Source organism: Oribacterium sp. NK2B42 (assembly GCF_000424445.1).
In the GTDB taxonomy this organism is placed as follows: Bacteria; Bacillota; Clostridia; order Lachnospirales; family Lachnospiraceae; genus Oribacterium.
Window position 1 is genome coordinate 39,639 of the sequence record NZ_AUJX01000017.1, and the last position, 25,381, is coordinate 65,019.

Here is a 25,381-nt window from a genome sequence, read left to right on the forward strand (position 1 = left end):
TTATACGTAGCCGGTGCCGGTATTATATCAGCTTTACTGACCGGCGGCAGCCGCCGCACTTTCAGCCACCTGTGACTCGAAAGCAGCATTGGCAGCATCCTGTGCTATCATGTTCTCATCATCGGAACCTCCGATGACCTCAACTCCATTGGCATCCGTCTCTATCTCTTCAGCAGCCGTAGTGGCTTCCAGATCCATAAGATTCTTATCCTGTAATTCCTGATACTTCACACCTTCCCGGGTCAGATGCTGAATGATATCCGAGGTAGTCATGGACTTTGACAGGCTGTAGGAACCCGGTACGTACTTCGCCTCATAAAGAAGCGACTGAACCTTGAAGGCCTCAACATTATCAATAAATTTCTTTTTATAAAGAGCTTTTGCGATATCCTCAACACCCTGATCTTCGCTTATGACAAATTCTTCTTCAGGAGCTCCCTCAACAGCCATTGCATGATCATACAGGAGACCATGACCATAGCTGTAGGCCATTTTGATGCCGTTGGTCAGTCCATATACCAAAAGTGCTATCAATATGACACGCCAGGCGAGACCGACCACAAAGCCTGTAACCCGCTCCAAGGTATCTCTGTGACCCATTTATCAAACCTCCATTATGATGGGAAGGATAACAGGATTTCTCTTGATTCGCTTCCAGAGGAAGTCGCTGAGAGAATCCTTGATGATGTTCTTGATCTTGCCCCAGTCATTGACATGACGTACAAGACAGTCATCAACCGCATCCTGAACATGCACCCTTGCCTCTTCCATGAGATCCTCTGATTCACGGACATAAACAAAGCCTCGTGACACAAGATCCGGTCCCGCAAGAAGATGTCCGGAATACTTTTCGAGAGTAAGAACAACTACGATGATACCATTCTGGGCGAGATTCTGACGATCTCTCAAAACGATGTTGCCTACATCTCCGACTCCGAGTCCGTCAACAAAAACTCCTCCGGCCTGAACATGCTCTTTTATCTCTGATTTACTCTTGCCATCCTTCATGGAAAGCTCAAGCACGTCTCCGTTTTCTATAAGGAGGCACTTTTCATTTTGAACACCGATCTGTTCTGCAATTCTGGCCGCAGCCATACGGTGATGGTACTCACCATGAACCGGGATAGAATACTCAGGTCTCACAAGTGAAAACAGAAGCTTCAGATCATCTGCGCAGGCATGTCCCGAAACGTGGGTATCCTGAAGGATGACCTTGGCATGAAGCATGCATAACTCATTGACCACCTTATCCACTGCCTTCTCATTTCCCGGAATAGGATGTGAAGAAAGCACAACAACATCATTGGGTTTAATGCGTACCTTCCGGTGCATTCCACTTGCCATACGGCTTAATGCCGCCATGGACTCGCCCTGTGAACCTGTAGTGATAAGCACAGTCTGTTCATCGGGATAGTTCCTGAGCTGGTCGATATCAATGAGAGTTCCCTCGGGGATATCAATGTAATTAAGCTCTGATGCCACGGTAATGACATTAACCATGGAACGTCCCTCAACCACTACCTTTCTTCCGTACTTGGAAGCCATGTTTATGATCTGCTGAACACGGTCAACATTAGATGCAAATGTTGCAACGATTATACGGTTCTCTCTGTGCTCTGCGAATATCCTGTCCAGAGTAACTCCCACAGAACGTTCCGACATGGTGGAACCAGGCTTTACGGCATTGGTGGAGTCTGACATCATGGCGAGAACACCGGATCTTCCCAGCTCGGCAAAACGCTGAAGGTCGATGGGGTCACCGAAAACCGGCGTATAATCCACCTTGAAATCTCCGGTATGAACTATGGTTCCTGCCGGTGTGAAGATGGCCAATGCTGCCGCATCCTGTATAGAGTGATTGGTTTTTACAAATTCGACTTTTATGTCTCCGAAATCAACGATTCCTCCGAAGGGAACAACGTTCATTTCTATAACCTGATCAAGGCCGCTTTCTTTAAGCTTATTCTCAATGAGAGCCATGGTAAGTCTCGTACCGAACACCGGAACTTTGATCTGCTGGAGAACATACGGAAGTGCTCCGATATGATCTTCATGTCCGTGAGTGATAACAAAACCCTTTACCTTTGAAATGTTATTCTTCAGATAAGTGATATCGGGAATAACAAGATCTATACCAAGCATATCACCTGAAGGAAAAGCAAGACCGCAGTCAACGATCATGATACTGTCTTCCGTTTCAAATGCAGTGATATTCATACCTATCTGATCAAGACCTCCGAGTGGGATGATCCTGACTTTACCATTCGGAACTAAGCTGTCAGATTTCTGCTTTTTTCTCCTGTGGTTTGCTGTTTTGTGTTCCTTTACAGCAGCCTCTGTTTCAGCTGTTTTTTCTGTTTTTTCTATTTTTTCAGTTTTTTCAGTTTTCTCACTTTTTTGGGTGTGGCTTGCCGGCTTTCTTTTACGCTTTTCGCCCTTTTCCAATGTAACAGCCTGTTCATCGTTTTCCTTAACTGCTGTTTCGAGCATATCCATATCCTCTTTGTTTTTATTACTTCTCAATAGTTATACCTTCTCCTTCCAGAAGTGCAGAAAAAATCTGCATCACTGCTTCAGACTCCTTGTCATCGACAAACTCATAATCTGCTTCTGCATCCTCGGGTCCTGATACATCTTTCATGACATAGCACTCACCATCTTCACCTTCGGGAGCATCCGTCACAAGGATATAATTAACTCCCTGTACAGTAGTCTCCTCAAGGATTTCAAGTTCGAGTGTTCCATCCTCAGATTTTAACCGGATAGTATTTTCCATGTTTATCTCCTGATTTCTGCAAATTTAACGGAGAGGTCTCAGCCTCTCAGATATTGTTCCAAGATCAATTGTGCGGCAACCTGGTCGATGACTTTTTTCTGTTCTGATCTTTTTATGCCGCTCTCATCAAGTATCTCCGCTGCTTCCATCGTGGTCAGGCGTTCGTCAGTGAACTCCACCGGCACCGTAACCCTCAGCTTAAGCTTTTCCACAAATGTCCTGGTCTCCCGAGCTCTTTCGCCCTCAGTATCATCCATATTCAGCGGAAGACCCACTACGATTTTTTCTACATCATAGTCCTCGACGATCTTTTGTATCTCCGACAGGGTTTTTCTGAGTTTCGATTCCCTGTCTCTAAGTATAGTTTTAAAAGGCTGTACCGTTATACCCATAGGGTCGGTCATGGCAACGCCAACTGTTTTTGATCCGTAATCCAGTCCCAGAATTCTCAATGAAAATCTCCTATATAAACGCATTTTTTCCGCCGTTTATCTCTTACATACAGATGCAGATCTAATAGGCTCGCTCCTATATCACTAATGTTTAAAATTGCTTACATGAAGCACGATCAAAACCGTGGGCAGAAATATAAAAGAGTCTGCCGACACGGACAGACTCTTCATAGACACACTAAATTACTTGCTGAGTTTCGCCTCAACATATGTCTTCATAAGCTCTTCAAGGATCTCGTCACGCTCAACCTTCATGATAAGGCTTCTTGCGCCCTTGTGGCTTGTGATATAAGTAGGATCACCGGACATAATGTATCCTACGATCTGATTTATGGGATTGTAGCCCTTTTCCGTAAGTGCCTCATAGACACGGGCCAGAACCTCCGTAACATCCAAATCGTATTCCTGCATTGGTCTGATAATCTGTGTACTGCCTAAATCGCTCATATTGTCACGTCCTTTTAATAACTTAGTTAATTCTATACCATTTACAAAATCAATGCAAGTACGCATGTATAACATAATTCTTGGCCCTGCACCCTGATTATTTGTCCTATTTTACCCGTTCCTTCAGCATCATTTGTAAGCGGTACCATAAATCTCACATAGCTTTTGTTGTAACCCCTCAAATATTTTTTTCCGTCAAAGGTGGTGATATCCTCCGGAATGATCTCGGTTTCTTTCCCCAAAAAGCTTCTTCTGAAAACTTCGGATTTTGTTTCATCCAGCCTGATAAGTTTTTCCGAGCGCTCCGACTTTATCTTATCCGGAACCTGATTCTTCATTTTGTCAGCAGCAGTTCCCTGACGTCTGCTGTACTTAAAAACGTGAAGCTCATAAAATCCTATTTCATCTATGAAATCATAGGACTCTCTGAAATCATCTTCCGTTTCTCCCGGAAATCCCACGATCACATCCGTTGTTATAGCCGCATCGTCCCAGGCATTTCTTATAAGCTCGACAGAATGTCTGAAGGCAGCAGTGTCATAATGTCTGTTCATAGCCTTAAGCGTACGGTCACAGCCGCTTTGAAGAGACAGATGAAAATGAGGACATATCTCCGGGATATTTTTAAGCTCTTTAACAAAAGCATCGGTAATTATGCGGGGTTCAAGACTGCCGAGTCTCACTCTGCTGATTCCGGGAACATTGGCCACACTTCTGATAAGCTCCAGCAGGTGCTCCGAGGGCACATCATTTTCCATTGCAAATTCATAATTTGCGTTATCAAAATCCAATCCGTAAGAGGAAAGATGGATACCCGTAAGCACTATCTCACGATAACCTCTGTTGGCGAAATCCGCAGCTTCCTTCACTGTGCTTTCAACAGATCTTGACCTTATACGCCCCCGCACATAGGGAATGATGCAATAGGAACAATACTGGTTGCAGCCATCCTGAACCTTCAAGAACACTCTGCCGTTATCCTCTATCTCACCGGCTCTCAGATCCTCGTAGCTTTGATCCTTTGAAATATCTTTTACATAGCAGGAGGTTCTGCTTTTAAAATTCCGCCTTTCTGAATTACTTTCTGCAGTCCCCACAGAAACTGTTTCTGTGAACCCTCCTTTTGAAAAACTCTCTTCACTTCCGCCAATGTTATTTCCTGTCGTTTCACTTGTCACAGACTCATATTCCTGTCCGTTGTTAAATGAACCTTCTTCATCTGCTTCACCCAGATAGTATTTTTCAATCGCACTCACCAGATTGCCCTTCTCATTATTACCCAGCAGGATGTCAACAGCATTATCATATTTCAGTTCTTCAGCTTTTGCCTGGACATAACATCCCGCTGCTATAACCACCGCATCAGGATTCATGGCACGGGCTTTGTGTATCATCTGCCTGGATTTCCGGTCTGCAATATTTGTAACAGAGCAGGTGTTAATGATATAAATGTCTGCCTTATCCTTATCCCAGGAAACAATCTCTACTCCCGCTTCCCTGAGCTCCCGGATCATAGCTTCGGCTTCGTATGAATTAACCTTGCACCCAAGATTATGCATTGCTGCTTTCTTATTTTTCAGTTCCATATCTTTCTTTTTATTCATGTTTGGAAATATATCCTGTTTCTAATGTCTGAAGTATCTCCGTTTACCGGCTGAACCATCACATGAATCCTTGTTTTCCTTTAGGAAACTTTGACATTCTATTGACTTTTGAAGTTTGTTATTGCTAGAATTATCAGTGTATAAGTGTTTAAAAAATTGATCACTGATAAATATTATTTTTAGGAGGATTTCATCGTGAAAACCGTTCGTATCTCACTTAATTCTATCGATAAAGTAAAATCATTCGTTAATGAACTCGTAAAGTTCTCTGACGTAGATTTCGATCTTGTTTCAGGTCGTTATGTTATCGATGCAAAGTCCATCATGGGTATCTTCTCATTGGACCTTTCAAAGCCTATCGATCTTAACATCCATGCTGATGCAGTTCGTATGGAAGAGATTCTTTCCGCTCTGACACCATACATCATTTCAGAGTGATCGATATCGTTTTATTTTAACGGGAAATCAACAAGTGTCAAGCTGAGTGCGTACTGATATGTACGCACTCAGTTTCTGTTATAAGAAAAGGAGTTCTATGCAATACCAAAGCTTTCTTATCAAGTATGCCGAGATAGGCACCAAGGGAAAGAACCGTTATGTGTTCGAGGATGCACTGGTTCATGACATCAGAAAAAAGCTTGAGCGTGCCGAGGGCGATTTTAAAGTATATCGCGAGCGCGGACGTATCTATGTCACAGTTAAGTCAGAAAATTATGATTATGAGGAAACAGTGGATGCCCTCCAGCACGTATTCGGAATAGTGTCCATTTGTCCTATGATCCAGATGGATTCAACCCACGACTACAAGGTTCTTTCAGACAAGGTCATCTCCTACTTCAAAGAGGTTTACGGCGACCGTAAGCTTACTTTCAAGGTAAATACCAGAAGAGCCGACAAAGAGTTCCCTATGCAATCCAATGAGGTTGATGCAGAGCTCGGTCACGACATACTGGAAGCTTTCCCCAACACCTCCGTAGATGTTCACAACCCCGAAGTGGTTATCCGTGTGGAGATCCGCCAGTTTATAAACATTTACTCAGAAATCATCCCCGGTGTCGGAGGTATGCCTCTGGGAACCAATGGCAAGGCCATGCTGCTTCTTTCAGGCGGAATCGACAGTCCTGTTGCAGGCTATATGATCGCCCGTCGCGGAGCTGTTCTTGAAGCAACCTACTTCCACGCACCTCCATATACCTCAGAGCGTGCAAAGCAGAAGGTTGTCGATCTTGCCAATGAGGTCGCCCTTTACTCAGGACCTATCGCTTTACATGTAGTTAACTTTACAGATATCCAGCTGAAGATTTATGAGAAGTGTCCTCATGAGGAGCTTACCATCATCATGAGAAGATATATGATGCGTATCGCAGAGGCCATTGCCGAAAAGCGTGATTGTATAGCTCTTATCACCGGCGAATCCATCGGCCAGGTGGCAAGCCAGACCATGCAGTCTCTTGTATGTACAAATGAGGTTTGCAAGCTTCCGGTTTACCGTCCGGTTATCGCTTTTGACAAGCAGCAGATTGTTGAGGTTTCACAGAAGATCGGAACTTATGAGACTTCTATCGAGCCTTTCGAGGATTGCTGCACCATCTTTGTGGCTAAGCATCCGGTTACCAAACCTATTCCGGAGAAGATCCGTAAGTCGGAGCAGATAGTTTACGACGAGATGCTGCCGATGGTCGAGAAGGCGGTTAACGAAGCTGAGCTGATATGGTGTGCGGGTAAAGGCCGATAAGCGCTGAAATGGTACAGAAAATGCAAGGCAAGCCTAGCCGCACATCCCTTGCATTTTCTTCACTTTATTGGCAGCCTGTGCAATTCTTCGGTTCATAGCATGACCACAGGTACAAACAATCTTATTGCCCCACAGATGCTTGCAAAGCGACTGCCCCCAATTGCTTTGCCGTTCTTGTCTGTCTTCACGGACTTGTGTTTTTCTCTTAACTCCTGTGCTCTGTCAAAATCTTCTGGCGAAACCAGCTTCTCATGCGAACCTTCTACATATACCTTATCAACTGCCCCATGATATCCTGAATCTTACGAACACCATTGCCAGCCAGGTATAGCTCAAAGATTCTTTTCACAGTGTCGGCCTGTTCCTTATTCACTATAAGCTTATCACCAACTCTGTCATATCCAAGAATATTACCATTCCATGCTATCTGGATTTAGAAGAAAATCATAAACACTCATTACCAATATGCCTTCATCATTATAAAGCGGTGCCACAGCATCCTTTGTAATAATAATTTTTTTAAATCCATCGCCTGTATTCACTAGTGAGCGTTGTTCCTGTTCCATCTTTTCTTTATCAGGCAATGCATAGGCTGATTGAATATAAAATCTCTTTGAACCTTTGTTGCAGACAAAATCTACTTCCAACTGTTTTCGAATCTTCTTACCATTTTTGTCAACTTCATTCATCACAACAACACCAACGTCCACATTATATCCACGAACTTTTAATTCATTAAATATAATGTTTTCCATTGCATGAGTCTCCTCAACCTGTCTAAAATTAAGTCTCGCATTTCTAAGTCCCAAATCGGTAAAATAATACTTCGATGGAGTATTAATGTATTTTTTACCCTTTATATCATATCGAATTGCACTATCAATAAGAAATGAATCTTTAAGGTAATCTATATATTTGATTATGGTTTCTTTGCTTATAGTCTTGTTTTTAACACTTTTAAATGTCGCAGATAACTTGCTTGGATTCGTAAGCGATCCAATTGCTGAGGATAAAATGTTCAGAAGTTCTTCTAACTCTGCTTTATTTCGTATATTATTCCTTCCAGTAATATCAGAAATGTAGGTTTCCTCAAATAGAGATTTTAAAAAACCAGATTTTTGATCAGCCGTTTCAAAGCCTAGCACAAGCGGTATTCCACCGAACAGCACATAATCCCTCCAGCCTTCCTGTTTGTCACCGTCATATACACTCATAAATTCACTATATGTTAACGGATACATGTGAACTTCATCCCCACGTCCACGAAATTCAGTAATAATATCTTTTGACAGAAACTTGGCATTACTTCCCGTTACATATACATCCACATTTTTCTTTCTTCCGAGGCTATTAAGAACTGATTCAAAATCATCGAGCATCTGAACTTCATCTAATAAAACATAATACATTTCTTTATCAGCGATTTTTTCCATTAGATATGGAAATAAAACTTCAGGATCTCGATACTTTCTATTCTCAAAAGAGTCAAATGCAATCTCAATAATATGATTTTCATTAACTCCTTCATTTACCAGATACTCTTTAAAAAGATTAAATAAAAGGTATGATTTTCCGCATCTTCGCATACCTGTTACAACCTTAATTAGTCCGTTATGCTTTTTTGAAATAAGCTTATTCAAATATATCTCTCTGCGTATTTCCATATTGTTCCACCTCGTTACTTATTGAACAAAAATGCGGAATCCGCATTTTTGTTCAATAGAATTATACATCATAGGAATAGCTTATTCAATACTCTAATCGACATTTTTGCGGATTCCGCATTTTTGTTCGATAAGGATTAAATTGTGCCGACTGAGTTGGCACAATCTCTAGAAAAATCTTATTCCTTAGCCCTCAAGAATCTGAATCTGCCTTAGCATTTCAAGTGCAGACTTCTTAGCCTTATCCGTCTTTAAATTGTTTAGAATCTCTATTGCTTCATTCACAATAGGATCAAGATTATCCGGAGTATCACCATTTAATATATAATCAGCAGATACATGAAACAGGCAGCTAAGCCCTTCCTTGCCTCCCACAATAAGCTCACACAAAGACAAGATAAAATCCGCCTTTAAAGCAATCGGATTATCATCTGGCAGGTATTGTCAAGTGTGTTAGTCACCTTTTTCCAGGGCTTTTGACGCGCCTGAATAGGCAGATCAAGGCGAATATGAAGAATTACGGCTTCCCGCATGGTTGCTTACTTTAGGCAAATAGGCACTTGTTTTTACTTTTAGAAATAGAGAATAAAACAGTGCTTCACGCATATAAAAGAATCAGCTCGGATTCCAGATGCCTACCGCCTATAGCCCCATCCTCGGTTTTTCTGCCGAGCTCAATCACAGGTGTGCGTGAGTGTTTTCAGGCGGCATATCTGTGCCGGATGTCGCAGGCTTACTGGACAGCCTGATGATGAACGCCGACGAAAAGAAACAGGAGGTGCTTGGCGGCACCTTGACAAAACCAGAATTCAGCGCATGGCTGAATTCACACCGACTTGAGAAAGGAGACTTATTTCATGAATAACGATATTTGGACTCCTATCGCTTCTGTTTTTACCGGAAAGGGCGGCACGATCAAACTCACGATCGTCGGTTCCCTGATTGCCGCGACGATATACGAAATCTTAGACGCGCTACAACTTCAGTTTTACCAACAAAGAGACTACCGTTTCTCTGACTCCTGCAGGAGAGATGTCTCAACAGGCGCTACAGCCTGAAAGTCGCGAAGATGTCCCTAGGCAGGAAACGGCAGAAGACGGAGCCACTATGGAACCGCAGCCAGCCTGATTCATAGTGCCGCCCAGGATATTATCCTGAGCGGCTTTTTTGTAGGTCGTGGCACGTGGTCACGACCTACAAAAAGAAGACCCCTCGTTTTGAAAGGGGTCTCCAACTTACTGCTCCTCAATATTCGAAGCTATAGTACTGTCTTTTATTTTGTTGTTATTCCCGATAGTTACACTCTGATCATTATATACAATCAAGATGATCCGTTCGGCAATATTCTTCAACTGATCTGACGTCTTTGTTGTAACATCAAGATCCAGCTCGTCAAGATTGCCAAATTCCTTTTCGAGGAGAAGCATAACATCAAGTAGCCGGTTCTCTACAGCAGCAAAAATATCACTGATACATTGTTCTCCAATAATAACTCTAGCAGAAGTAATCATCATGTATGAATCATTATTAAAACTGGCTATACTTGGAAAGAAATCAGCGGGAACTACTTTTCCGAGTTGTCCATCTTTAATAGCTGTACTCTCAGCAAGTTTTCTTAAAGCCTCTACGCTCTGTCGAAATGATATTTGAAGAAGACTTTCTTGAAACTCGTCTGGCATCTTGCCTAATGGGATGGAAACATTCGTCCATGTCATATGTGATGCCATAGACCCCTTGAAGTACGAGCCAAAAAGATTGCCTCTTGTAATTCTATAATCCGGTAATTCAACATTATCTGGGTAACCTGCAATTTCATAGTTCACCCAATTATTCACATCCTCGTTGCCAATTTCTGAAAGTAGTACTTTTGCCCGCTTCAAAGCTGTCATTGTATCAACTGAACTGTTTGCCAAGTCCTTTATAATTTTGCTTTTCGCCATTAAAACAATCCCTCCAGAAAGCTTATTAGCTTCTCCCAAAAAGAGAACAGTAATACTATCCCCGCCACCAATGAAATAAGAAAGCCACAAATAACTGGATGTTTGTCAAAAAAGGTTATCTTCTTGATAGCATCTTTGGTCGCATCTATTTTCTCTGCAATCATGGAATTTTGGATTTTATTATTGTCTCCGATTTTAATTCCCATGCTACTCCTTCTTTCCATACTCAGCCATCGGTTCCGCTACCATCTGTAGCTTCGACGGTTCAAAATTATAAACTACCGGATTTGATGCCGGAGCCGTATCCATGTTATCGGTCCACATCTCACACTGACTGATCACTGTGCTGATAGCTGTTTCATAATCTTCTGGAGGATATTTGTACTTCTTCAAAAGTCGCTTTACCATTTTCCGCATGGTAGCCCTGGCGGTTTCTTTCTTCTGCCAGTCAATCGTGCGGTTCCTGCGAAGCATTTCAGTAAGTTCATGCGTAAGCGCAATCAATTCGTCATTCTGATAGAAGTCCTTGATGTGCTCCGGTTTTGTCAGTGCGTCATAGAACGCAAGTTCTTCCTGCGACAGGCCAAGTTTTGCACCGTTCTTATATAGCTGGGTTATCTCTTCAGCAGCCTTGAGCAGTTCCTTAATGACCTCTTCATTTGTGATCAGGCCATTGTAATAGGCATTCATGAGCTTTGTGATCTTCTCCGAAAACTTCTGCGACTGGACCACGTTCGTTCTCTTGTAAAGTGCTACCTGCTCAGCCATCAGCTTCTTCAGAATCTCAACTGCTATGTTTTTCTCCTTCATTTTAGAGATCTCATCTAGGACAGCCGGATCAAACAGGTTGAAATTTTCACCGACAGATTTACTGTCAAACAGGCTGATGACACCTTCACTCTGCACGCTTGCCTTCAGGAGTTCATTGATCTGAGCATTGATCTCCTTCAGCGAAAGGGTTTTGCCGCCGGTTCCACCATAGGTGATCTTTATAACAGTGGATCTGACAGCCTCCATATAGGCAGCCTCATGCCTTTCCTGATCTGTTACCATACTGGAGCAGAGGGAGTGAGACTGTTTCAGGAGCATTGCTTCTTTCAGGAACAGATCCTTACGATCTGGAGCATGAGGATCCAGGACAAAGTTCACGCCACCAGTGACGGCCTTTGCCATTGCAAGAGGGGATCCGCCGAAGAATGCTCTGAAATTGTATCCGTGAAGCAGATCTTTGCAGACCTGCAGCTTTTCCTTAAACTTCGGATAGGCGACCAGAGCGATGTTCATGTCGCCATACTTGGACTGATCTCGCTTGGTGTATTCCTTCATTGCGGCCTTCAAAGCAGAGGCAATGCCTACATAGTCGACGATCAGACCGCCTTCTTTGTCTCTGAAGACGCGGTTTACACGGGCTATTGCCTGCATCAGGTTATAGCCATGCATCGGTTTATAGACATACATTGTAGCAAGGGAGGGAACGTCAAATCCCGTCAGCCACATATCGACGACAATAGCGATCTTCATCGGATCGTTGTTGTCTTTGAACTTTCTGGCCAACTCTTCCTTGTGAGACTTGGTACCGATAATCTCTTTCCAATCCTCCGGATCGTTATTGCCGCCAGTCATGACGACACCGATCTTTTCATTCCACTCCGGACGCAGTTCAAGAAGCTTCCGATAGATCTTCATGGCAATCGGTCTGGAATAGGCAACGATCATCGCCTTACCGGTCAGAAGGTTTGCTCTGTATTTCTCATAATGCTCGACGATATCATTGCAGAGAGAATCAATCGTGGAATCCGCGCCAAGAACGCTCTCCATCTGTCCAAGCATTTTCTTGCTCTTTTCGATGGTAGCTGCATCGGACTGCTGTTCAAGAATATCGTATGTAGAGTCAATCAGCGCCAGGGTATTCTGATCCAGTTTCAGATGAACAACACGGCTCTCATAATAAACCGGGCGAGTTGCACCATCCTCCACTGCCTGGGTCATGTCATAGATATCAATATAATCACCAAAGACTTCTCTGGTATTACGATCCTTGGAGGAGATAGGCGTTCCGGTAAAGCCGATGAAAGTTGCATTAGGCAGGGCTTCATGGATGATCAACGCATTACCAACAACTGTTCTGGCTTCTTTTTCGCCCTCTTCATTTTCAGAGATGACAATCCGCTCATCAAAACCATACTGGCCACGATGGGCCTCATCTGCCATGACCACAATGTTTCTGCTCTCGGACAGTGGCCGCTCACCGCGCTCAAATTTGAACATCGTGGTAAAGATAATGCCGTTGGCCTCCCGGCCATCCAGCAAGGTTTTCAGATGCTCTTTACTCTCGGCCTGAACCGGTGTTTGCCGGAGGAAGGCAGCGCAGTGAGCAAACTGAGCATAGAGCTGGTCATCCAGGTCAATGCGGTCCGTCATCACTACGATTGTGGGGCTGTCTAGAGCTTCCTGCAGCAGGTGAGCATAAAAGACCATAGAGAGGGACTTGCCACTGCCTTGAGTATGCCAGAACACTCCTCCCTTACCATCTGTCTTTGTTGCGATCTTTGCTTTTTCGATAGCCTTTTTGACCGCAAAGTACTGGTGGTAGCCTGCAAGAATCTTTATGTTCTGCTTGCCATCATGAGAGAAGAGAATGAAGTTTTTCAGAATGTCCAGCAGACGATCCTTCTGGAACATTCCTTCATAGAAAGTATCAAATGCTGCAAAGGCAGTATTCTCATAATCGCCATCCTTGGTCTTCCATTCCATGAAGCGATCAAAGCCGGATGTGATAGTACCCGCTTTATTGGTGGAAAGATCACTGATGACGCAAATAGCGTTATAGTAGAATATCGACGGGATGTCCTGCATGTAGTTCCGAATCTGGTTGAAGGCGTTCTCCGCGCCGACTTCATCCTTAGAGGGACTCTTAAGCTCCATAAGTACCAAAGGAAGGCCGTTGATAAAGAGAATGATATCCGGCCTGCGATTGTTCCCGTTTTCCAGGAAGGTAAACTGATTCACTACATAGAAGGTATTATTCTCCGTCCGGTTATAATCGACCAGCTTCACGATTGAAGAACGTTCTTCGCCCTTAACATAGAACTTGACGGTGACACCATTCTGAAGGTAATCCATGAAAGCCATGTTCTTCTGAACCAGGCTGCCAGAATCAAAGTTCTTCAGTTTTGAGATCGCCTCTTCAATAGCATCTATAGCAAGACCTTTATTGATCCGAACAAGGCTATCCCTCAGTACTGAATCCAAGAGAGGGCTGCTGTAATCCCGATCCATATCAGGAGCATAGATATGGCCGTAGCCCATATTCTCTAATAATTCAATGACAGCCTGTTCAAAGGTGTCTTCTGTAAACAAACTTGGCATTGTCTACCTCCTACATGTCATCAGGACTCGTCTGTCCTTTAGTTTCTATATGCGATATGCTTTACAGCCTTAAACGATAATTTAGCAGCCCAGATAGAAACGTTTCTTCTTGCCTATCTTGATAGTGAAGGTGCATTGCCAGTAAAACTTGGCGACTACCTCTATATAAAAGGGCGAATCGGATGGAAAGGGCTCAAGAAGAGTGAGTATCTTCCTCAATCCGAGTATCGTATTATTAATGGCGAAACCCTTACGCAATCAGGAATCGACTGGAATAAAGCTGGATATATTTCCGAAGAACGTTATATAGAATCTCCGGAAATAATGCTTAAAGTAGGCGATATCCTGCTATCTAAGGATGGTACAATCGGTAAAATCGGATATGTTGATAGCTTGGAGCTCCCCACATCTGTTGCTTCAGGAATCTTTGTTATCCGAAATACCAAACCGGATATTATATCTACTACTTTCATTTACTATTTACTAAAATCCCGGCTCTTTACCTCATTTATCGCTGCTCGGACTGAAGGTAGTGTGATCCCTCATCTATATCAGAAGGATTTTATGGAGTTTGAATTCCCGCTCCCTACAGCCGAAAAAATGGCAGAATTTGAGGATGTTGCCGAACCCATGTTTTCTCAAATTGTAAACAATCTCAACGAAAACAAGAGACTTGCCGCATTGCGGGACAACCTTCTGCCTAAGTTGATGTCCGGTGAGTTGGATGTCTCTGTGCTCAATCTCTAAGCCGCTAAATTATCGTTTATCTCCGTATTCTTTCGTATTTTCTCATCCAAACTTGATAGAATTTCTACAATTCCATCCTGCTGCTGACGAGGTGGAATAGGTATAGGCATTCCTCCCAACGTATGAGCGTTAATATTTCCTCTGGTACTTCCCGTGTTAAAAGAGTGAATCCACCCCTTATAAGCATCAGACATACAGTAGTATTTCACATATTTAGGATTTACCTTTTGAGGATCAATGCTAAATTTAATAAGGAATCCTGCATATACAAATTCACCATCTGTACCATCATAGAAATAGTTCCGACCTGTACTTGCTCCAGTTCGCGCAAATACAATATCGTTTGGCTTAAGAAGATATTGAGAAGCTTTTTCATCATCGACTGATTTCAAATCAGCCATATTGAGTGTCCCATCATCTCGTATATCTGTGATACGAAGATAAGTATATAAATCCTTCGAGCGTTCAACCGCTGATGCTCCGATTCCATATGTTCCTCGTCCGTTCGTAGAAAGGAAAGCTAAAGTTGTATTCATGATTTCCATCATGTCACCATCCTAACCTATATATTTTCTATGAGCATTTTTTACATTGCTCTGTTTTACCATTGCATACTGCAATGTCGTATCTATCCTTTGATGCCCAAGGAGCCTTTGAAGCTGTTCTATAGGCATCCCTTTATCGATAGCCATTGTAGCCAGTGTCCGGCGAAACTTATGCGGATGAACCTTTGATATCTTTAATCGTTTCCCCATTTCTCGAAAACGATGTTCAATACCGCCTATATGTACCCGCTTATATGGCGCCCTCAATGTTACAAACAACGCCGGGTTATCATCAGTTCGACTATCAAGGTATCCCTTTAAATGTAGTTTTGTTCTTGCATCAAAGTAGACGATCCTCTCTTTATCGCCTTTACCGAAGACCACACATTCCCGTTCAGTAAAATCTATATCATCTCTGTTCAAAAGAACCATCTCACCGATACGCATACCCGTTGACGCCAACATATCAATCATTGCCAGATCACGCTGCTCTTTACAGCTATCACGCATCTTTTCCAATTCTTCGTCTGAATATGTTTCCTTAATGTTACTCGCCGTTTTTACTTTATGTATTCGTCGTACCGGGCTCTTAATAATATAGTCTTCCTCTTCCAACCATGAAAAGAAACTGGATAAGATACGGCGTATATTGTCTATAGTAACCCGACTTGAATTATTCCTGCTCTGGTACTCAGTAAGGTATGATCGCAAATCTTCCGTAACAATATGCCTGACATTTTTCCCAAGCGATGATACTAAAGCATCTATCGTTGTTTTGTAATACTTAAGAGTCTTTTCTGAACACCCTTCTATCTTCTTCGCAGCTATGAACTTATCTATAAGATCATTGCTGTCGTCTACTTCCCGCTTATCTTCAACACTGGTCACTTCATAGCGAAAGAGTATAAGCTCCATCGCCTGCTTTAACTGCTTCATCTGTGCATTGTCGAGATACGGCAACATCTGCTGCATCACTTCTGTTATCAGTTCTTCCTTCATGTCGTTTCTCCTTCTATTTTGAATTCCCAGAGAACGACATCAACGGCAGTTCCGTTGGTATAACTCCCGCCGTTGGTGAGAGTTGTTCACATATAAACGATAATTTAGCGGCTTAGAGATCCAACTCAGAGACATCAAGCTCGCCAGACATCAGTTTTGGCAGTAAAGAGTCGCGTAACGCAGCCAAGGTACGGTTTTCTGCTTCCAAAGTGCGTTGTTGCTGAAACAATGGATTACAGAAATCAGAAAAATCCTGAAGTCTTTCATCGTCAGGAATTTTAGCTGGAACAGTACGCATTGCACTGCCGGAGATCTCTTTGAAGGTTGAGCCTGAAGCCATGTTTTCTATAGTGGGTAACACATTCTTAAGAAAATAGTAAACAAATGCAGTTCCAACATTACTATTAGGCACAACCGACTTAAAACCTTGATTGGTTGTTACTTCACCATCGGCGATAGCAATATAGCCTATCGGAGCACGAGAACTGAAAAGCACCGTTCCTTCAGGCATTATTGACGCGCTACTGTTTCTAAGTCCAAGCTCAGTAATGTCATCTGCACCATGCGATATGAATTTGGACTTATCGACAGAAAGATCTTTCGGTGTGATCCAAGCGATGCCGTTATCAGTATAGTATTCCGGCTTAGATTTCGACGGTGTGCTGCCGCCAATGACGGTGCCAAGGTCGCTGATCGTACCTTCTTTCCAAGAAGGATCCGCATTAACAATAAACTGATGATAGAAATATGCCGCAGCTTGCTGCTCTAAATTATCGTTTATTCTCTTATTAAGTTCCTCCTTTAGCACAAGTGTAAAATATAAGTCACCGATTTTTCTCTGCACCTCCATAGGGGGCACAGGAATCAATAACTGGTTAAGGAACTGTTTCTTAAAGTGAGGGATCACATCTCCCACACTGGTATTTGTGATTTGCTCTTGAATGCTCCTGCTACGCAGAACCACAAGCAGAAACCTATTGTAAATCAGCGCAGGATTGGACCGTAGCGCTATCATATCTTGAGCTATACAAAAGTCTATCGGGTCCGGAACCATACAAGTCCGCCCCGGTGTTCCTTTACATACAAAGATAATGTCCCCCGGTACTGGATGCGCTCTAAACCAGTTCTGATAAGTTTCTTCTGAGAGAAGCCTAACCTTCTCATAAGATGGATAAAGATTCTCGTTTCGAATGCAATTCGTTGCAATTAAAACATGATTCCCATCATCTGCAGTTGGAACTGTTTTCCCGCGATTGTCGACGATGAACGACAGCAAATCCGGCAAAGGTATTCTTTTATAATCAGTCCAAATATTCATTGTGAGTCTCCCTGAAATCAATATCCAAGCTTGCTCAACTTTGATCTGATTTCCTCTTCCAAGGACTTCGACTTCTCAAACATTTCATATAACTCAGATGTCAGCCTTGCCATTTTCTCTTCAAACGGCTCCCCATCATCTTCCTGCTCTTCAATCCCAACATATCGACCAGGAGTCAAAATATAATCCTGCTTGGCTATATCTTCGGTGGATACTACAGCACAGTATCCCTTCTCATTTTCAAGCCTTCCGTCAACAAAGCTCTTGTAGGTATCAGCTATTATCTGGATATCATCTTCCGTCAGTTCCCGGAGTTTGCGGCTTACCATTGTGCCAAGCTTTCTTGCATCGATGAACAGGGTCTTGCTCGGCTGCTTTTTCTGCTTATTTAAGAACCAGAGAGAAACCGGGATCTGTGTTGTGTAGAACAACTGCGTCGGCATCGCTATGATACATTCCACAAGATCTGCATTGATGATATTCTTTCGGATCTCACCTTCACCACCAGACTGAGAGGATAGAGAACCATTGGCAAGAACCATTCCAATCTTTCCTGCCGGAGCAAGATGATAAATCATGTGCTGCAACCAGGCAAAGTTTGCATTGCCAGCCGGAGGCAGTCCGTACTGCCAGCGAACATCGTCTTTCAGTTTATCAGCGCCCCAGTCAGAAAGATTAAACGGAGGATTCGCCATAATGTAATCCGCTCTCATCGTCGGATGCCTGTCATCCAGGAATGTATCTGCAGCGTAAGTTCCAAGATCCGGCTCGATACCACGGATGGCCAAATTCATTTGAGCCATCTTCCATGTTGTCGGATTTGAATCCTGCCCATAGATTGCGATGTTGTTGATGTTGCCGCTGTGGCTCTGAACGAATTTTGCAGATTGTACGAACATGCCGCCGCTTCCGCAGCAAGGATCATAGACACGGCCCTTGAACGGCTGAAGCACTTCGACCAGGGTACGGACAACGCAGGACGGAGTAAAGAATTCTCCGCCGCGTTTACCTTCCTGTTCAGCAAACATAGAGAGACAGTACTCATAAGTCCGGCCAAGAATATCTTTCTCATCGCCGTGCTCAATCATCTGAACATTGGTAAAGAGATCGACAACATCGCCAAGACGTCGCTTATCCAATTCGGGACGAGCAAAGTTTTTCGGCAGAATATCCTTAAGACGTTTGTTTTCTTTTTCGATAGCACGCATGGCATCATCAATCACAACTCCGATTTCCGGAGTATGAGCCTTTGACGCGATTTCACTCCATCTGGCTCCGGCCGGAACAAAGAAGATACCTTCGGAAGTATACTCATCGATATCCTCTTCAAATCCATCTCCCTCTTTCACCAACTCCTGATACTTTGCCTCAAAACGATCGGAGATATATTTCAAAAAGATCAATCCAAGAACAACATTCTTATAATCCGAAGCATCCATATTGCCGCGGAGCACACATGCTGCATCCCAGATCTGCTTCTCAAAGCCGATATCTGCAGTTATTTTTTCAGCCATAATAATTGCCTCCGTAATTATAAGTTTTCATCGTAATCAACGATGTCATCTATCTTGCAGTCCAAGACTCTGCAGACCTTAATGAGGGTCTCCATGCGTACATCTTCGTTCACAGTGACTGGCACCAATCATTCGACTTACCATTTAGCGAACGCTAAATCAATATATTCTTAATTTCGTCAGGCAAAACGGAAATGATGGCATCTTTGTTCTTTCCTTCCTGATAATATGGTTTTAACCTGCTTTTTTCATACTTCTTTATAATATCATCAGCAGTTGCTGTCATTAACAGATCGGTAAAATATCTCTCCCAGCTAAAGAAATCCCTGCTTTCGATGTACTTCTCTGGTTCGGCTAAAATAGCATCCAGATCTTTTATATCGATTATTCCGGACTTAAGTATGAGCCATTCAAAAGATTCCGGGAAATAAAGCATTATGTCTTTTCTGCTTTTAGCTATAGTAGTCACCTTGGAAACATAGGCGCCAAAAGCTGCTCCATCTGCTATGACAACCACTTGTTTATCAGCGCTTACACTTTCTAATTCTCCTACAAAACGTGAATTTCCTTCAACACTTACACATTCAGTTTTTTCACAAACTTTTGAAAAGAACTGATATCCCGACTTTGAATCTTCAACCATTACCAAAACATCTCTATTTAGCTCTGATTTAGATTCTTTATATATCCTGTAAAATTCATGATATATCTTTTCCGGATAGTGATATTTTCCGGTTGTTCTGATACCATATATTTCCTGAACACTATATGGCAGATTATAAAGCGGCTGTCTGGTTATCAATACATAGTAATTTGAGGTTCCCTGTATGACTTCAGCAAAATCTTTTGAATATATAAACGGATAATCTTCATCAACGAAGATAATGCTGTCCTTATATGCCCCGATGATGGTTTTCCATAAAGCAGGGTCTCCTCCAAACACTACACAAGGAACATCAGATTGAAGCATGATACCACTCTCTTTTCCGAATCTTGAATATGTACCAAGCAGTTCTACAAGTGTGGTTTTTCCGGTTGCGCTATCTCCCTGAATAACGGTTATGTTTCTCTTTATGTCAAATTCATATTTTAATCGTTCAGTCTCAACGACGATATGATGTTTATTTTTCATATGTTAATATCCCCAAGATCAAACATATTTTAATGCTACATGCATATAATCTTTGGCAGTTGTTGCCTTGAAATTCTCGTTCATTATTTCAACTTCAATATCACCACAATCATCAAAAGGCATATAGTAACGCAGATTAACAGCTACATTTTCTTTTCTTCCGATTTCCAACAGCCACTTTGCACAGTTTTCACCACAGCTTGTAGCATTGAACATAAGATCAGGTCTTTTATAAATACAAATAAGTGTCTGTAATCCTCCGGAGAGTTTTTCCGGTGGAATCGGTCCCAAAACATCACTTTCAATTAGTTGACCACCTTTATAATGAGACTTATCAATATCAGCCATCATGTCACCAACAAAGGGATCAGCCAACCACTCTTCTTTATAATTAAACTTAAACCATGATGGTCCATGCATTACATTATCTTTTTCACCAAAATATATACTTAGCATAATTGTTTACCTACGTAATGATATTTATTTGTACCACGTAATACAGATTATATCATTTTTTACCATATCTTTTTAATTAAAATGATGGAGCTTGGCGGATTAGATATACTGATGTTCAATTTTGCCTCAAAATAACTGATTTATCTTGTATTTGAGCCGATGAAATCATTAGTATGAGCGAAAGTGGGAATAGCAATATGAGTTTAAAATGGGATTCGTATTAATTATCGAGAGAAAACATAGACCGTATCTCAGAGCAGATACGGGAAAACTATAACCGTGACGGCATAGATCGCCGCACTGTTTACCGCACATGTCTGACTACAGAGGAGGTTCTGCTCAAAATCCTGGGGCATTATGAAGAAGATGTTACTGTTGATATCGGAATAGGAAAACACTTCGGAAGACAGCTGTTTCGTATCCGTTATGGAGGAGAATCATTTAATCCCGTTGAGGAGGATGAGGATGACTGGAGCAGCCGGATTCTGAGCTCTTTGGGCGTTCTTCCGGTCTGGTCCTTCCGGGGACATGTCAACCAGGTTTCACTTACCGTGGAAGATCGTCGAAAGCACGGAACACTTTTCTGGATCCTGATTGCGGTTTCACTGGCAACCCGTGCCTCATTGGATACGTAATGTTTATGCCGGCAGTTTCTCTGTCTCTGACTGTATTTACCATTTACTTTGCACAGGAATACGGGGTAGAGATCAATCCGGTCTGGTTTATCATAGCGGTGATCACATCAAGCCTTTTGGCCATTGCACTTCCACCCCTTCCCGGAGTTGGTCTGATGCTGTACAGCACCATGTTTGCACAGATGGGGATACCGGTTGAAGCGATCGTGCTGGCTTCACTTATGGGATTTACGATGTCTTTATCTTCTCAAAGAGAGGGAAAACCATAGGATAAACACCAATGATTACAAATATTGTTATCGCATACCGTGCAGTTCTGACCAGAAGCGCAGCTAAGCTGTTACCGGAAAGAAACTCACCGGAAAAAGGCATTTTCAACAGTTTATTCATAATAAAGAAGATCAGAAACGCACAGATTACGCGAAGTATCTTTGCAAAAACATTATTTGTATCTTTAAACCCCACATACTTCTCTTCAAAGGGAATTGCTGCGATAACGCCTATCAGTACGCCCATGGAAGTAAAATAGTCCTGGGTCCGGACAAAAAACACTCCGGGTAATGCAAAAGCCAATAAGATAAGATGGCGTATCCATGCTTTTTCAACAAACCGGTCCAGAAGCGAAAAGATCCAAATTATTACAAATCCAAATATCCATCCGGCCAGGACATCCGTAGGATAATGTGCACCGACTGCAGGCCGGGATATCCCCACCAAAAATGAAAGGCAGATAGAAAGTATCCAAACCGGTCTCTTTTTTGCTTTGGATGCCAGCGTGATATAGGCGGCTGTGACGGACGCACTATGCATACTGGGGAATGAATATCCCTGTGCAGCTACATTCTGTGCCGCTGCACCTGATTCCAACAGTGCCCGTGCTTCCACCCTGTCGGGATACTCCATATAAGGCCGTGGTCTCATCACAACGTTCTTGATCATCGGAAGATACGAATTTACAGACGCGAGAATCAGAGCAATGCGTTTGCCCACCTCTTTCTTCCAACAGAACATCACGATAAGGAGCATTAACAGCAGCCCCTTTTCTCCGCCTATAAAAGCAAAGATTTTCCCTAAAACACGAATGAAATCACCGGAATTTTCCTGCATCCATTCAATAAGTCTTACTTCCCATTCCATATTTTTAAACCCCTTTATACAATGATTTATTCATAGCGTCAGGCACTTATAGTTTAGAGGATTACTCTTTCGTGTCAAACATTTGACACCGGATATCTGGGGAACTGTCCCAACAACTGCGGAACAAATTTTTCAATCACTGCACATAACAAAAGGGCAAATATAAAGGAAATGCATGTAGCAATACATGCTACCAACAATTGCGGTCCTTCCAACCAGGTATGAATCCATGGAATCACTAAATCCAATTGGAAATTCTTGTGCAAAAGGAATATTCCCAGAGTATGCTGACCGACATATGTGATCGCTGCTGTGCTGAAAGGACGTGCTCCTTCTCTGGAAATTCTGAACAGAAGCATGGAAACCCCCATCACAAAAGCACTTCCGGAAATTGAATTAACCATAAACCAGAAAATGTTACCGTATACGCTTTTGCACATCAGACAAAGTTCCAAAGCATTGTCACGCAGGATGGTCCCGAAGGCAAGCACTATCGCAGAAACGATGGTAAATACGAGAAGTACCCATCCTTTTGCCTGGGCCAGGATTATAATACGTTGACGTAGCGCTATTCCAAGCAGTACAAATCCGGATGCCACAAAGCTAATGTCCATGCACCAGGGATATCCGCCTTCCAATTTAGGAAGCATAAAACCTATTATAAACATGGGGATGGAAAGAATACCAAGTACATCCAGCTGCATATCTGCCCTAACCCCATCCGTAAGGTTGACCATGATCTGACAATATATTCTGGTCACAAAAAAGCCGGTAAGATACCACAAAGATGTAAGCGTGCCTGTTTTTGTAAGTGCCTGCCAGGATCCATACAGGAATTCAGGTACATTATCAAAGGAGAACGGTGCATATATAAAAGCAAAAATCAGATATGGAACAATAAGTGCAAGCAGATTTTTCTTAATGAATTCCTTCCACTCATAAACTGATTTTATTGCCTTTGGTTTTATGGACAGTCCCGCCAGAAAGAAGAACAATGGCATATGGAAAGCATAAAGAAACCGACGATATAACGGTGTTTCCAAGTTGCCGGTAGTGTGTCCCATAATAACCAATATAATTGTGATAGCCTTTGCTATATCGATTAATTCGATTCGTGCTCTCTTTTTCTTTTCATTCATAGCCGTTTCTCCTCGCATAGCCGTAATTGCTATACTACGTCATATCAATTAATTCGGCTCAGAAACGGTCATTATAAGAAACAGAAATCAGAAAATCCCGGCTGTATTTTTGAAGGCTGAGCTTCGCCCTTTTCACACTTTCATGAATTGATCAGCTTAAAGTTCTTTGCATTGGAACGGTAAAGCCTCTTAAACACCCTGTAATTTCTTTTGTTCACACTGACAGGCACCAATGGGCACAAGAGGTCGGCTGGACTGCTACATTTTTAATAAGTTTTAAAAAATTTGTGACCTGATCACAATTGAATCTGTGTATAAGGATAGAACAGTAAAAAAATCAAAAAAGGAGAACATCAATGAAGAATTATAGAACAAAATCTTTTTGCGTAGGACTTACAACACTTGTCATGTCATCTGCATTACTTATTGGCTGTCAGGGCAATGAAATCCCCTCGATACCCATAGAGACACAGTTGACATCCTCTTCTGCTCAGGCAGATAACATCATAACAGTATCAGCATCCGGCAAAGTCACAGCGGTTCCCGATATGGCTGAAATAACATTTTCCATAACTACTGAAGATAAGGACGTAAAATCTGCCCAAAACAAAAACAGTCAGGATGCCGATAAGGTCATAGATAAGCTGAAGGAGCTTGGAGTGGACGAAAAAAGTATAAAAACCTCCAACTATAACATCTACCCTCAGTATGACTATGATGCCGAAGCAGGAAATCGGATTTCAGGCTATACGGTAGATACCACTCTGACCGTAAGTGATATTAAGATAACGGATGCGGGTAATGTCATATCCCGGTGCGTGGATGCCGGCATTAACAGTATGAATAACATCTCCTACTTCTGCTCCGGTTACGATGATGCTTATAATGAAGCATTAAAGGAAGCTGTTGCCAATGCTGATGTGAAAGCCCAGGCTTTGGCTGAGGCTTCCGGAAAGAAGATCGTTGAGATAAAGAATATCGCAGAAGGATATGAGAATACTTCTCTGCAGTACAGATCCGGGTCCATCATGAAGAATTCCCTGGAAGCAGCTGCAGATGCAGTCATAATGCCCGGAGAATCGGATATTGAAGCAAATGTTACCGTAACCTATATCATGGGATGAGGATCCGAAACCTAGTCCCTTTAACATTATATGACTGACCCCCCGGTGGCAATTAGTTCCAACAGACATAGCAGGCAGTATTGACAAATGCATCAACGATTTGATCCTCACATGATGCATTTGTCAACTCCAAATTGCCTATTTCCATTTGTCTACATCTCAAAGATATCTCCAAATCCTGTAGTCTTCAGGATCTCATTAACGCTTTCATTAACCCCGGTCAATGAAAGACCTTTTGTACTCTTTTCATTTCTGCAATCGATTTCCGGAGCGCCGCTTTTCATCATCTGATTCATGGAAACGATACGGTCTCCGGTTTTGATGCGATATATTCAGCGCTGTATCTGCTGTTGCCTGTAGCAGAAAAATACAAAAAAAATATAGGGTGTCTAAAGTAGACACCCTATACTAGAAATAGCTTAATTACAAGCTTTTCGGGAAATCTGAATCCGTTTTTCTTATGATAAATCTTTGAAGATTGTCTCATAAAATCTTTCGAGATTTCAAAAGTTCCCAAAAAACTGCTTGCTTTCTTTACTGACGTGACTCGGCGATAGCTGCCTGTACAGCAGCTACCTCGATTAACACAGCCTGTAGCTGTGTTAACGAGTATGCATCTTTTTATATATGAATTCGACCATCGGCAGA

27 protein-coding genes are annotated in these 25,381 nt (G+C 42.5%); 6 read left to right on the plus strand and 21 right to left on the minus strand.

The genetic code is table 11. From position 1 onward, the window contains the following. Positions 1–33: 33 nt before the first annotated feature. From G625_RS18850 to mtaB, 6 genes are all read right to left on the minus strand, one after another. Complete coding sequence (locus tag G625_RS18850; RefSeq protein WP_049895791.1) at positions 34–600, minus strand: endolytic transglycosylase MltG; 567 nt, start codon at positions 598–600, stop codon at positions 34–36. A 3-nt stretch (positions 601–603) separates the two neighbouring features. Further along, entirely contained in the window at positions 604–2,217 is a 1,614-nt protein-coding gene (locus G625_RS18855; RefSeq protein WP_442852567.1) for a ribonuclease J, read from the minus strand. 295 nt (positions 2,218–2,512) lie between these two features. Next, positions 2,513–2,776: a DUF1292 domain-containing protein gene (locus tag G625_RS0107410; protein WP_029200620.1), complete on the minus strand. Its 264-nt coding sequence runs from the start codon at positions 2,774–2,776 to the stop codon at positions 2,513–2,515. A 38-nt stretch (positions 2,777–2,814) separates the two neighbouring features. After that, positions 2,815–3,228: a Holliday junction resolvase RuvX gene (gene ruvX, locus G625_RS0107415; RefSeq protein WP_029200621.1), complete on the minus strand. Its 414-nt coding sequence runs from the start codon at positions 3,226–3,228 to the stop codon at positions 2,815–2,817. 183 nt (positions 3,229–3,411) lie between these two features. Further along, complete coding sequence (locus G625_RS0107420) at positions 3,412–3,675, minus strand: IreB family regulatory phosphoprotein (protein WP_029200622.1); 264 nt, start codon at positions 3,673–3,675, stop codon at positions 3,412–3,414. Between the two features lie 41 nt (positions 3,676–3,716). After that, the gene (gene mtaB / locus G625_RS18860) at positions 3,717–5,189 is read right to left on the minus strand and encodes a tRNA (N(6)-L-threonylcarbamoyladenosine(37)-C(2))-methylthiotransferase MtaB (protein WP_442852568.1); all 1,473 of its coding nucleotides are present in this window, start codon (positions 5,187–5,189) and stop codon (positions 3,717–3,719) included. A 285-nt stretch (positions 5,190–5,474) separates the two neighbouring features. Here mtaB and G625_RS0107430 point away from each other — a divergent pair, with 285 nt between their 5' ends. Both G625_RS0107430 and thiI read left to right on the plus strand, forming a co-directional pair. Further along, on the plus strand, positions 5,475–5,717 hold the full coding sequence (locus tag G625_RS0107430; RefSeq protein WP_029200623.1) for an HPr family phosphocarrier protein: 243 nt from the start codon (positions 5,475–5,477) through the stop codon (positions 5,715–5,717). Positions 5,718–5,814: 97 nt separating this feature from the next. After that, on the plus strand, positions 5,815–7,014 hold the full coding sequence (gene thiI, locus G625_RS0107435; protein ID WP_029200624.1) for a tRNA uracil 4-sulfurtransferase ThiI: 1,200 nt from the start codon (positions 5,815–5,817) through the stop codon (positions 7,012–7,014). 410 nt (positions 7,015–7,424) lie between these two features. On the opposite strand, the gene G625_RS0107440 is transcribed toward thiI, so the two are convergent. Together G625_RS0107440 and G625_RS0107445 are read right to left on the minus strand one after the other, a co-directional pair. Next, on the minus strand, positions 7,425–8,678 hold the full coding sequence (locus tag G625_RS0107440) for an ATP-binding protein (RefSeq protein WP_029200625.1): 1,254 nt from the start codon (positions 8,676–8,678) through the stop codon (positions 7,425–7,427). A 186-nt stretch (positions 8,679–8,864) separates the two neighbouring features. Beyond that, the gene (locus G625_RS0107445) at positions 8,865–9,074 is read right to left on the minus strand and encodes a hypothetical protein (RefSeq protein ID WP_029200626.1); all 210 of its coding nucleotides are present in this window, start codon (positions 9,072–9,074) and stop codon (positions 8,865–8,867) included. A 461-nt stretch (positions 9,075–9,535) separates the two neighbouring features. On the opposite strand from G625_RS0107445, the gene G625_RS0107455 reads away from it, so the two are divergent. After that, positions 9,536–9,736, plus strand: a complete 201-nt coding sequence (locus tag G625_RS0107455; protein ID WP_029200627.1) for a hypothetical protein — start codon at positions 9,536–9,538, stop codon at positions 9,734–9,736. 177 nt (positions 9,737–9,913) lie between these two features. Here the strand turns inward: G625_RS0107455 and G625_RS0107460 are convergent, their stop codons facing one another. From G625_RS0107460 to G625_RS0107470, 3 genes are read right to left on the minus strand one after another with little or no spacing between them, the layout of a single operon-like run. Continuing rightward, positions 9,914–10,618: an AbiTii domain-containing protein gene (locus G625_RS0107460; RefSeq protein WP_029200628.1), complete on the minus strand. Its 705-nt coding sequence runs from the start codon at positions 10,616–10,618 to the stop codon at positions 9,914–9,916. Then, a complete protein-coding gene (locus G625_RS0107465) occupies positions 10,618–10,824 on the minus strand; it encodes a hypothetical protein (RefSeq protein ID WP_029200629.1) in 207 nt (68 codons plus the stop codon). Before G625_RS0107465 ends, G625_RS0107460 begins: the two co-directional genes overlap by 1 nt. A 1-nt stretch (position 10,825) precedes the next feature. Beyond that, positions 10,826–13,987: a type I restriction endonuclease subunit R gene (locus tag G625_RS0107470; protein WP_029200630.1), complete on the minus strand. Its 3,162-nt coding sequence runs from the start codon at positions 13,985–13,987 to the stop codon at positions 10,826–10,828. Between the two features lie 135 nt (positions 13,988–14,122). On the opposite strand from G625_RS0107470, the gene G625_RS18865 reads away from it, so the two are divergent. After that, positions 14,123–14,734 carry a restriction endonuclease subunit S gene (locus tag G625_RS18865; protein WP_049895792.1) on the plus strand — a complete coding sequence of 204 codons (612 nt, stop codon included), beginning with the start codon at positions 14,123–14,125 and terminating at the stop codon, positions 14,732–14,734. Here the strand turns inward: G625_RS18865 and G625_RS0107480 are convergent. The 7 genes from G625_RS0107480 to G625_RS0107505 form a co-directional block, all read right to left on the minus strand. Continuing rightward, positions 14,731–15,282 carry a restriction endonuclease subunit S gene (locus G625_RS0107480; RefSeq protein ID WP_049895793.1) on the minus strand — a complete coding sequence of 184 codons (552 nt, stop codon included), beginning with the start codon at positions 15,280–15,282 and terminating at the stop codon, positions 14,731–14,733. The two genes, G625_RS18865 and G625_RS0107480, sit on opposite strands and share 4 nt — an antisense overlap. Before the next feature lie 9 nt (positions 15,283–15,291). Next, a complete protein-coding gene (gene xerA, locus G625_RS0107485) occupies positions 15,292–16,278 on the minus strand; it encodes a site-specific tyrosine recombinase/integron integrase (RefSeq protein ID WP_029200632.1) in 987 nt (328 codons plus the stop codon). A gap of 112 nt (positions 16,279–16,390) precedes the next feature. After that, positions 16,391–17,596, minus strand: a complete 1,206-nt coding sequence (locus tag G625_RS21905; protein WP_029200633.1) for a restriction endonuclease subunit S — start codon at positions 17,594–17,596, stop codon at positions 16,391–16,393. A gap of 17 nt (positions 17,597–17,613) precedes the next feature. After that, entirely contained in the window at positions 17,614–19,110 is a 1,497-nt protein-coding gene (locus G625_RS0107495; protein ID WP_029200634.1) for a class I SAM-dependent DNA methyltransferase, read from the minus strand. Between the two features lie 17 nt (positions 19,111–19,127). Continuing rightward, on the minus strand, positions 19,128–19,223 hold the full coding sequence (locus G625_RS21910; RefSeq protein ID WP_084152803.1) for a helix-turn-helix domain-containing protein: 96 nt from the start codon (positions 19,221–19,223) through the stop codon (positions 19,128–19,130). A gap of 41 nt (positions 19,224–19,264) precedes the next feature. After that, positions 19,265–20,242 (minus strand): hypothetical protein, encoded by a 978-nt coding sequence (locus tag G625_RS0107500; RefSeq protein ID WP_029200635.1) that lies wholly within the window; start codon positions 20,240–20,242, stop codon positions 19,265–19,267. 18 nt (positions 20,243–20,260) lie between these two features. After that, complete coding sequence (locus tag G625_RS0107505) at positions 20,261–20,698, minus strand: DUF4869 domain-containing protein (protein WP_029200636.1); 438 nt, start codon at positions 20,696–20,698, stop codon at positions 20,261–20,263. 634 nt (positions 20,699–21,332) lie between these two features. Between G625_RS0107505 and G625_RS0107515 the strand changes: the two genes are divergently transcribed. Continuing rightward, positions 21,333–21,602 carry a cation:dicarboxylate symporter family transporter gene (locus G625_RS0107515; protein ID WP_029200637.1) on the plus strand — a complete coding sequence of 90 codons (270 nt, stop codon included), beginning with the start codon at positions 21,333–21,335 and terminating at the stop codon, positions 21,600–21,602. On the opposite strand, the gene G625_RS0107520 is transcribed toward G625_RS0107515, so the two are convergent. Together G625_RS0107520 and G625_RS0107525 are read right to left on the minus strand one after the other, a co-directional pair. Next, positions 21,562–22,470, minus strand: a complete 909-nt coding sequence (locus tag G625_RS0107520) for a phosphatase PAP2 family protein (protein WP_029200638.1) — start codon at positions 22,468–22,470, stop codon at positions 21,562–21,564. The genes G625_RS0107515 and G625_RS0107520 overlap by 41 nt on opposite strands. A gap of 74 nt (positions 22,471–22,544) precedes the next feature. Then, the gene (locus G625_RS0107525) at positions 22,545–23,609 is read right to left on the minus strand and encodes an acyltransferase family protein (RefSeq protein ID WP_029200639.1); all 1,065 of its coding nucleotides are present in this window, start codon (positions 23,607–23,609) and stop codon (positions 22,545–22,547) included. A 356-nt stretch (positions 23,610–23,965) separates the two neighbouring features. Between G625_RS0107525 and G625_RS0107530 the strand changes: the two genes are divergently transcribed. Then, positions 23,966–24,733 carry an SIMPL domain-containing protein gene (locus G625_RS0107530; RefSeq protein WP_029200640.1) on the plus strand — a complete coding sequence of 256 codons (768 nt, stop codon included), beginning with the start codon at positions 23,966–23,968 and terminating at the stop codon, positions 24,731–24,733. Positions 24,734–24,885: 152 nt separating this feature from the next. Here G625_RS0107530 and G625_RS22335 read toward each other — a convergent pair whose 3' ends face one another. Further along, positions 24,886–25,029, minus strand: coding sequence for a hypothetical protein (locus G625_RS22335; RefSeq protein ID WP_156885065.1), 144 nt, complete (start codon positions 25,027–25,029; stop codon positions 24,886–24,888). Positions 25,030–25,381: the final 352 nt, after the last annotated feature.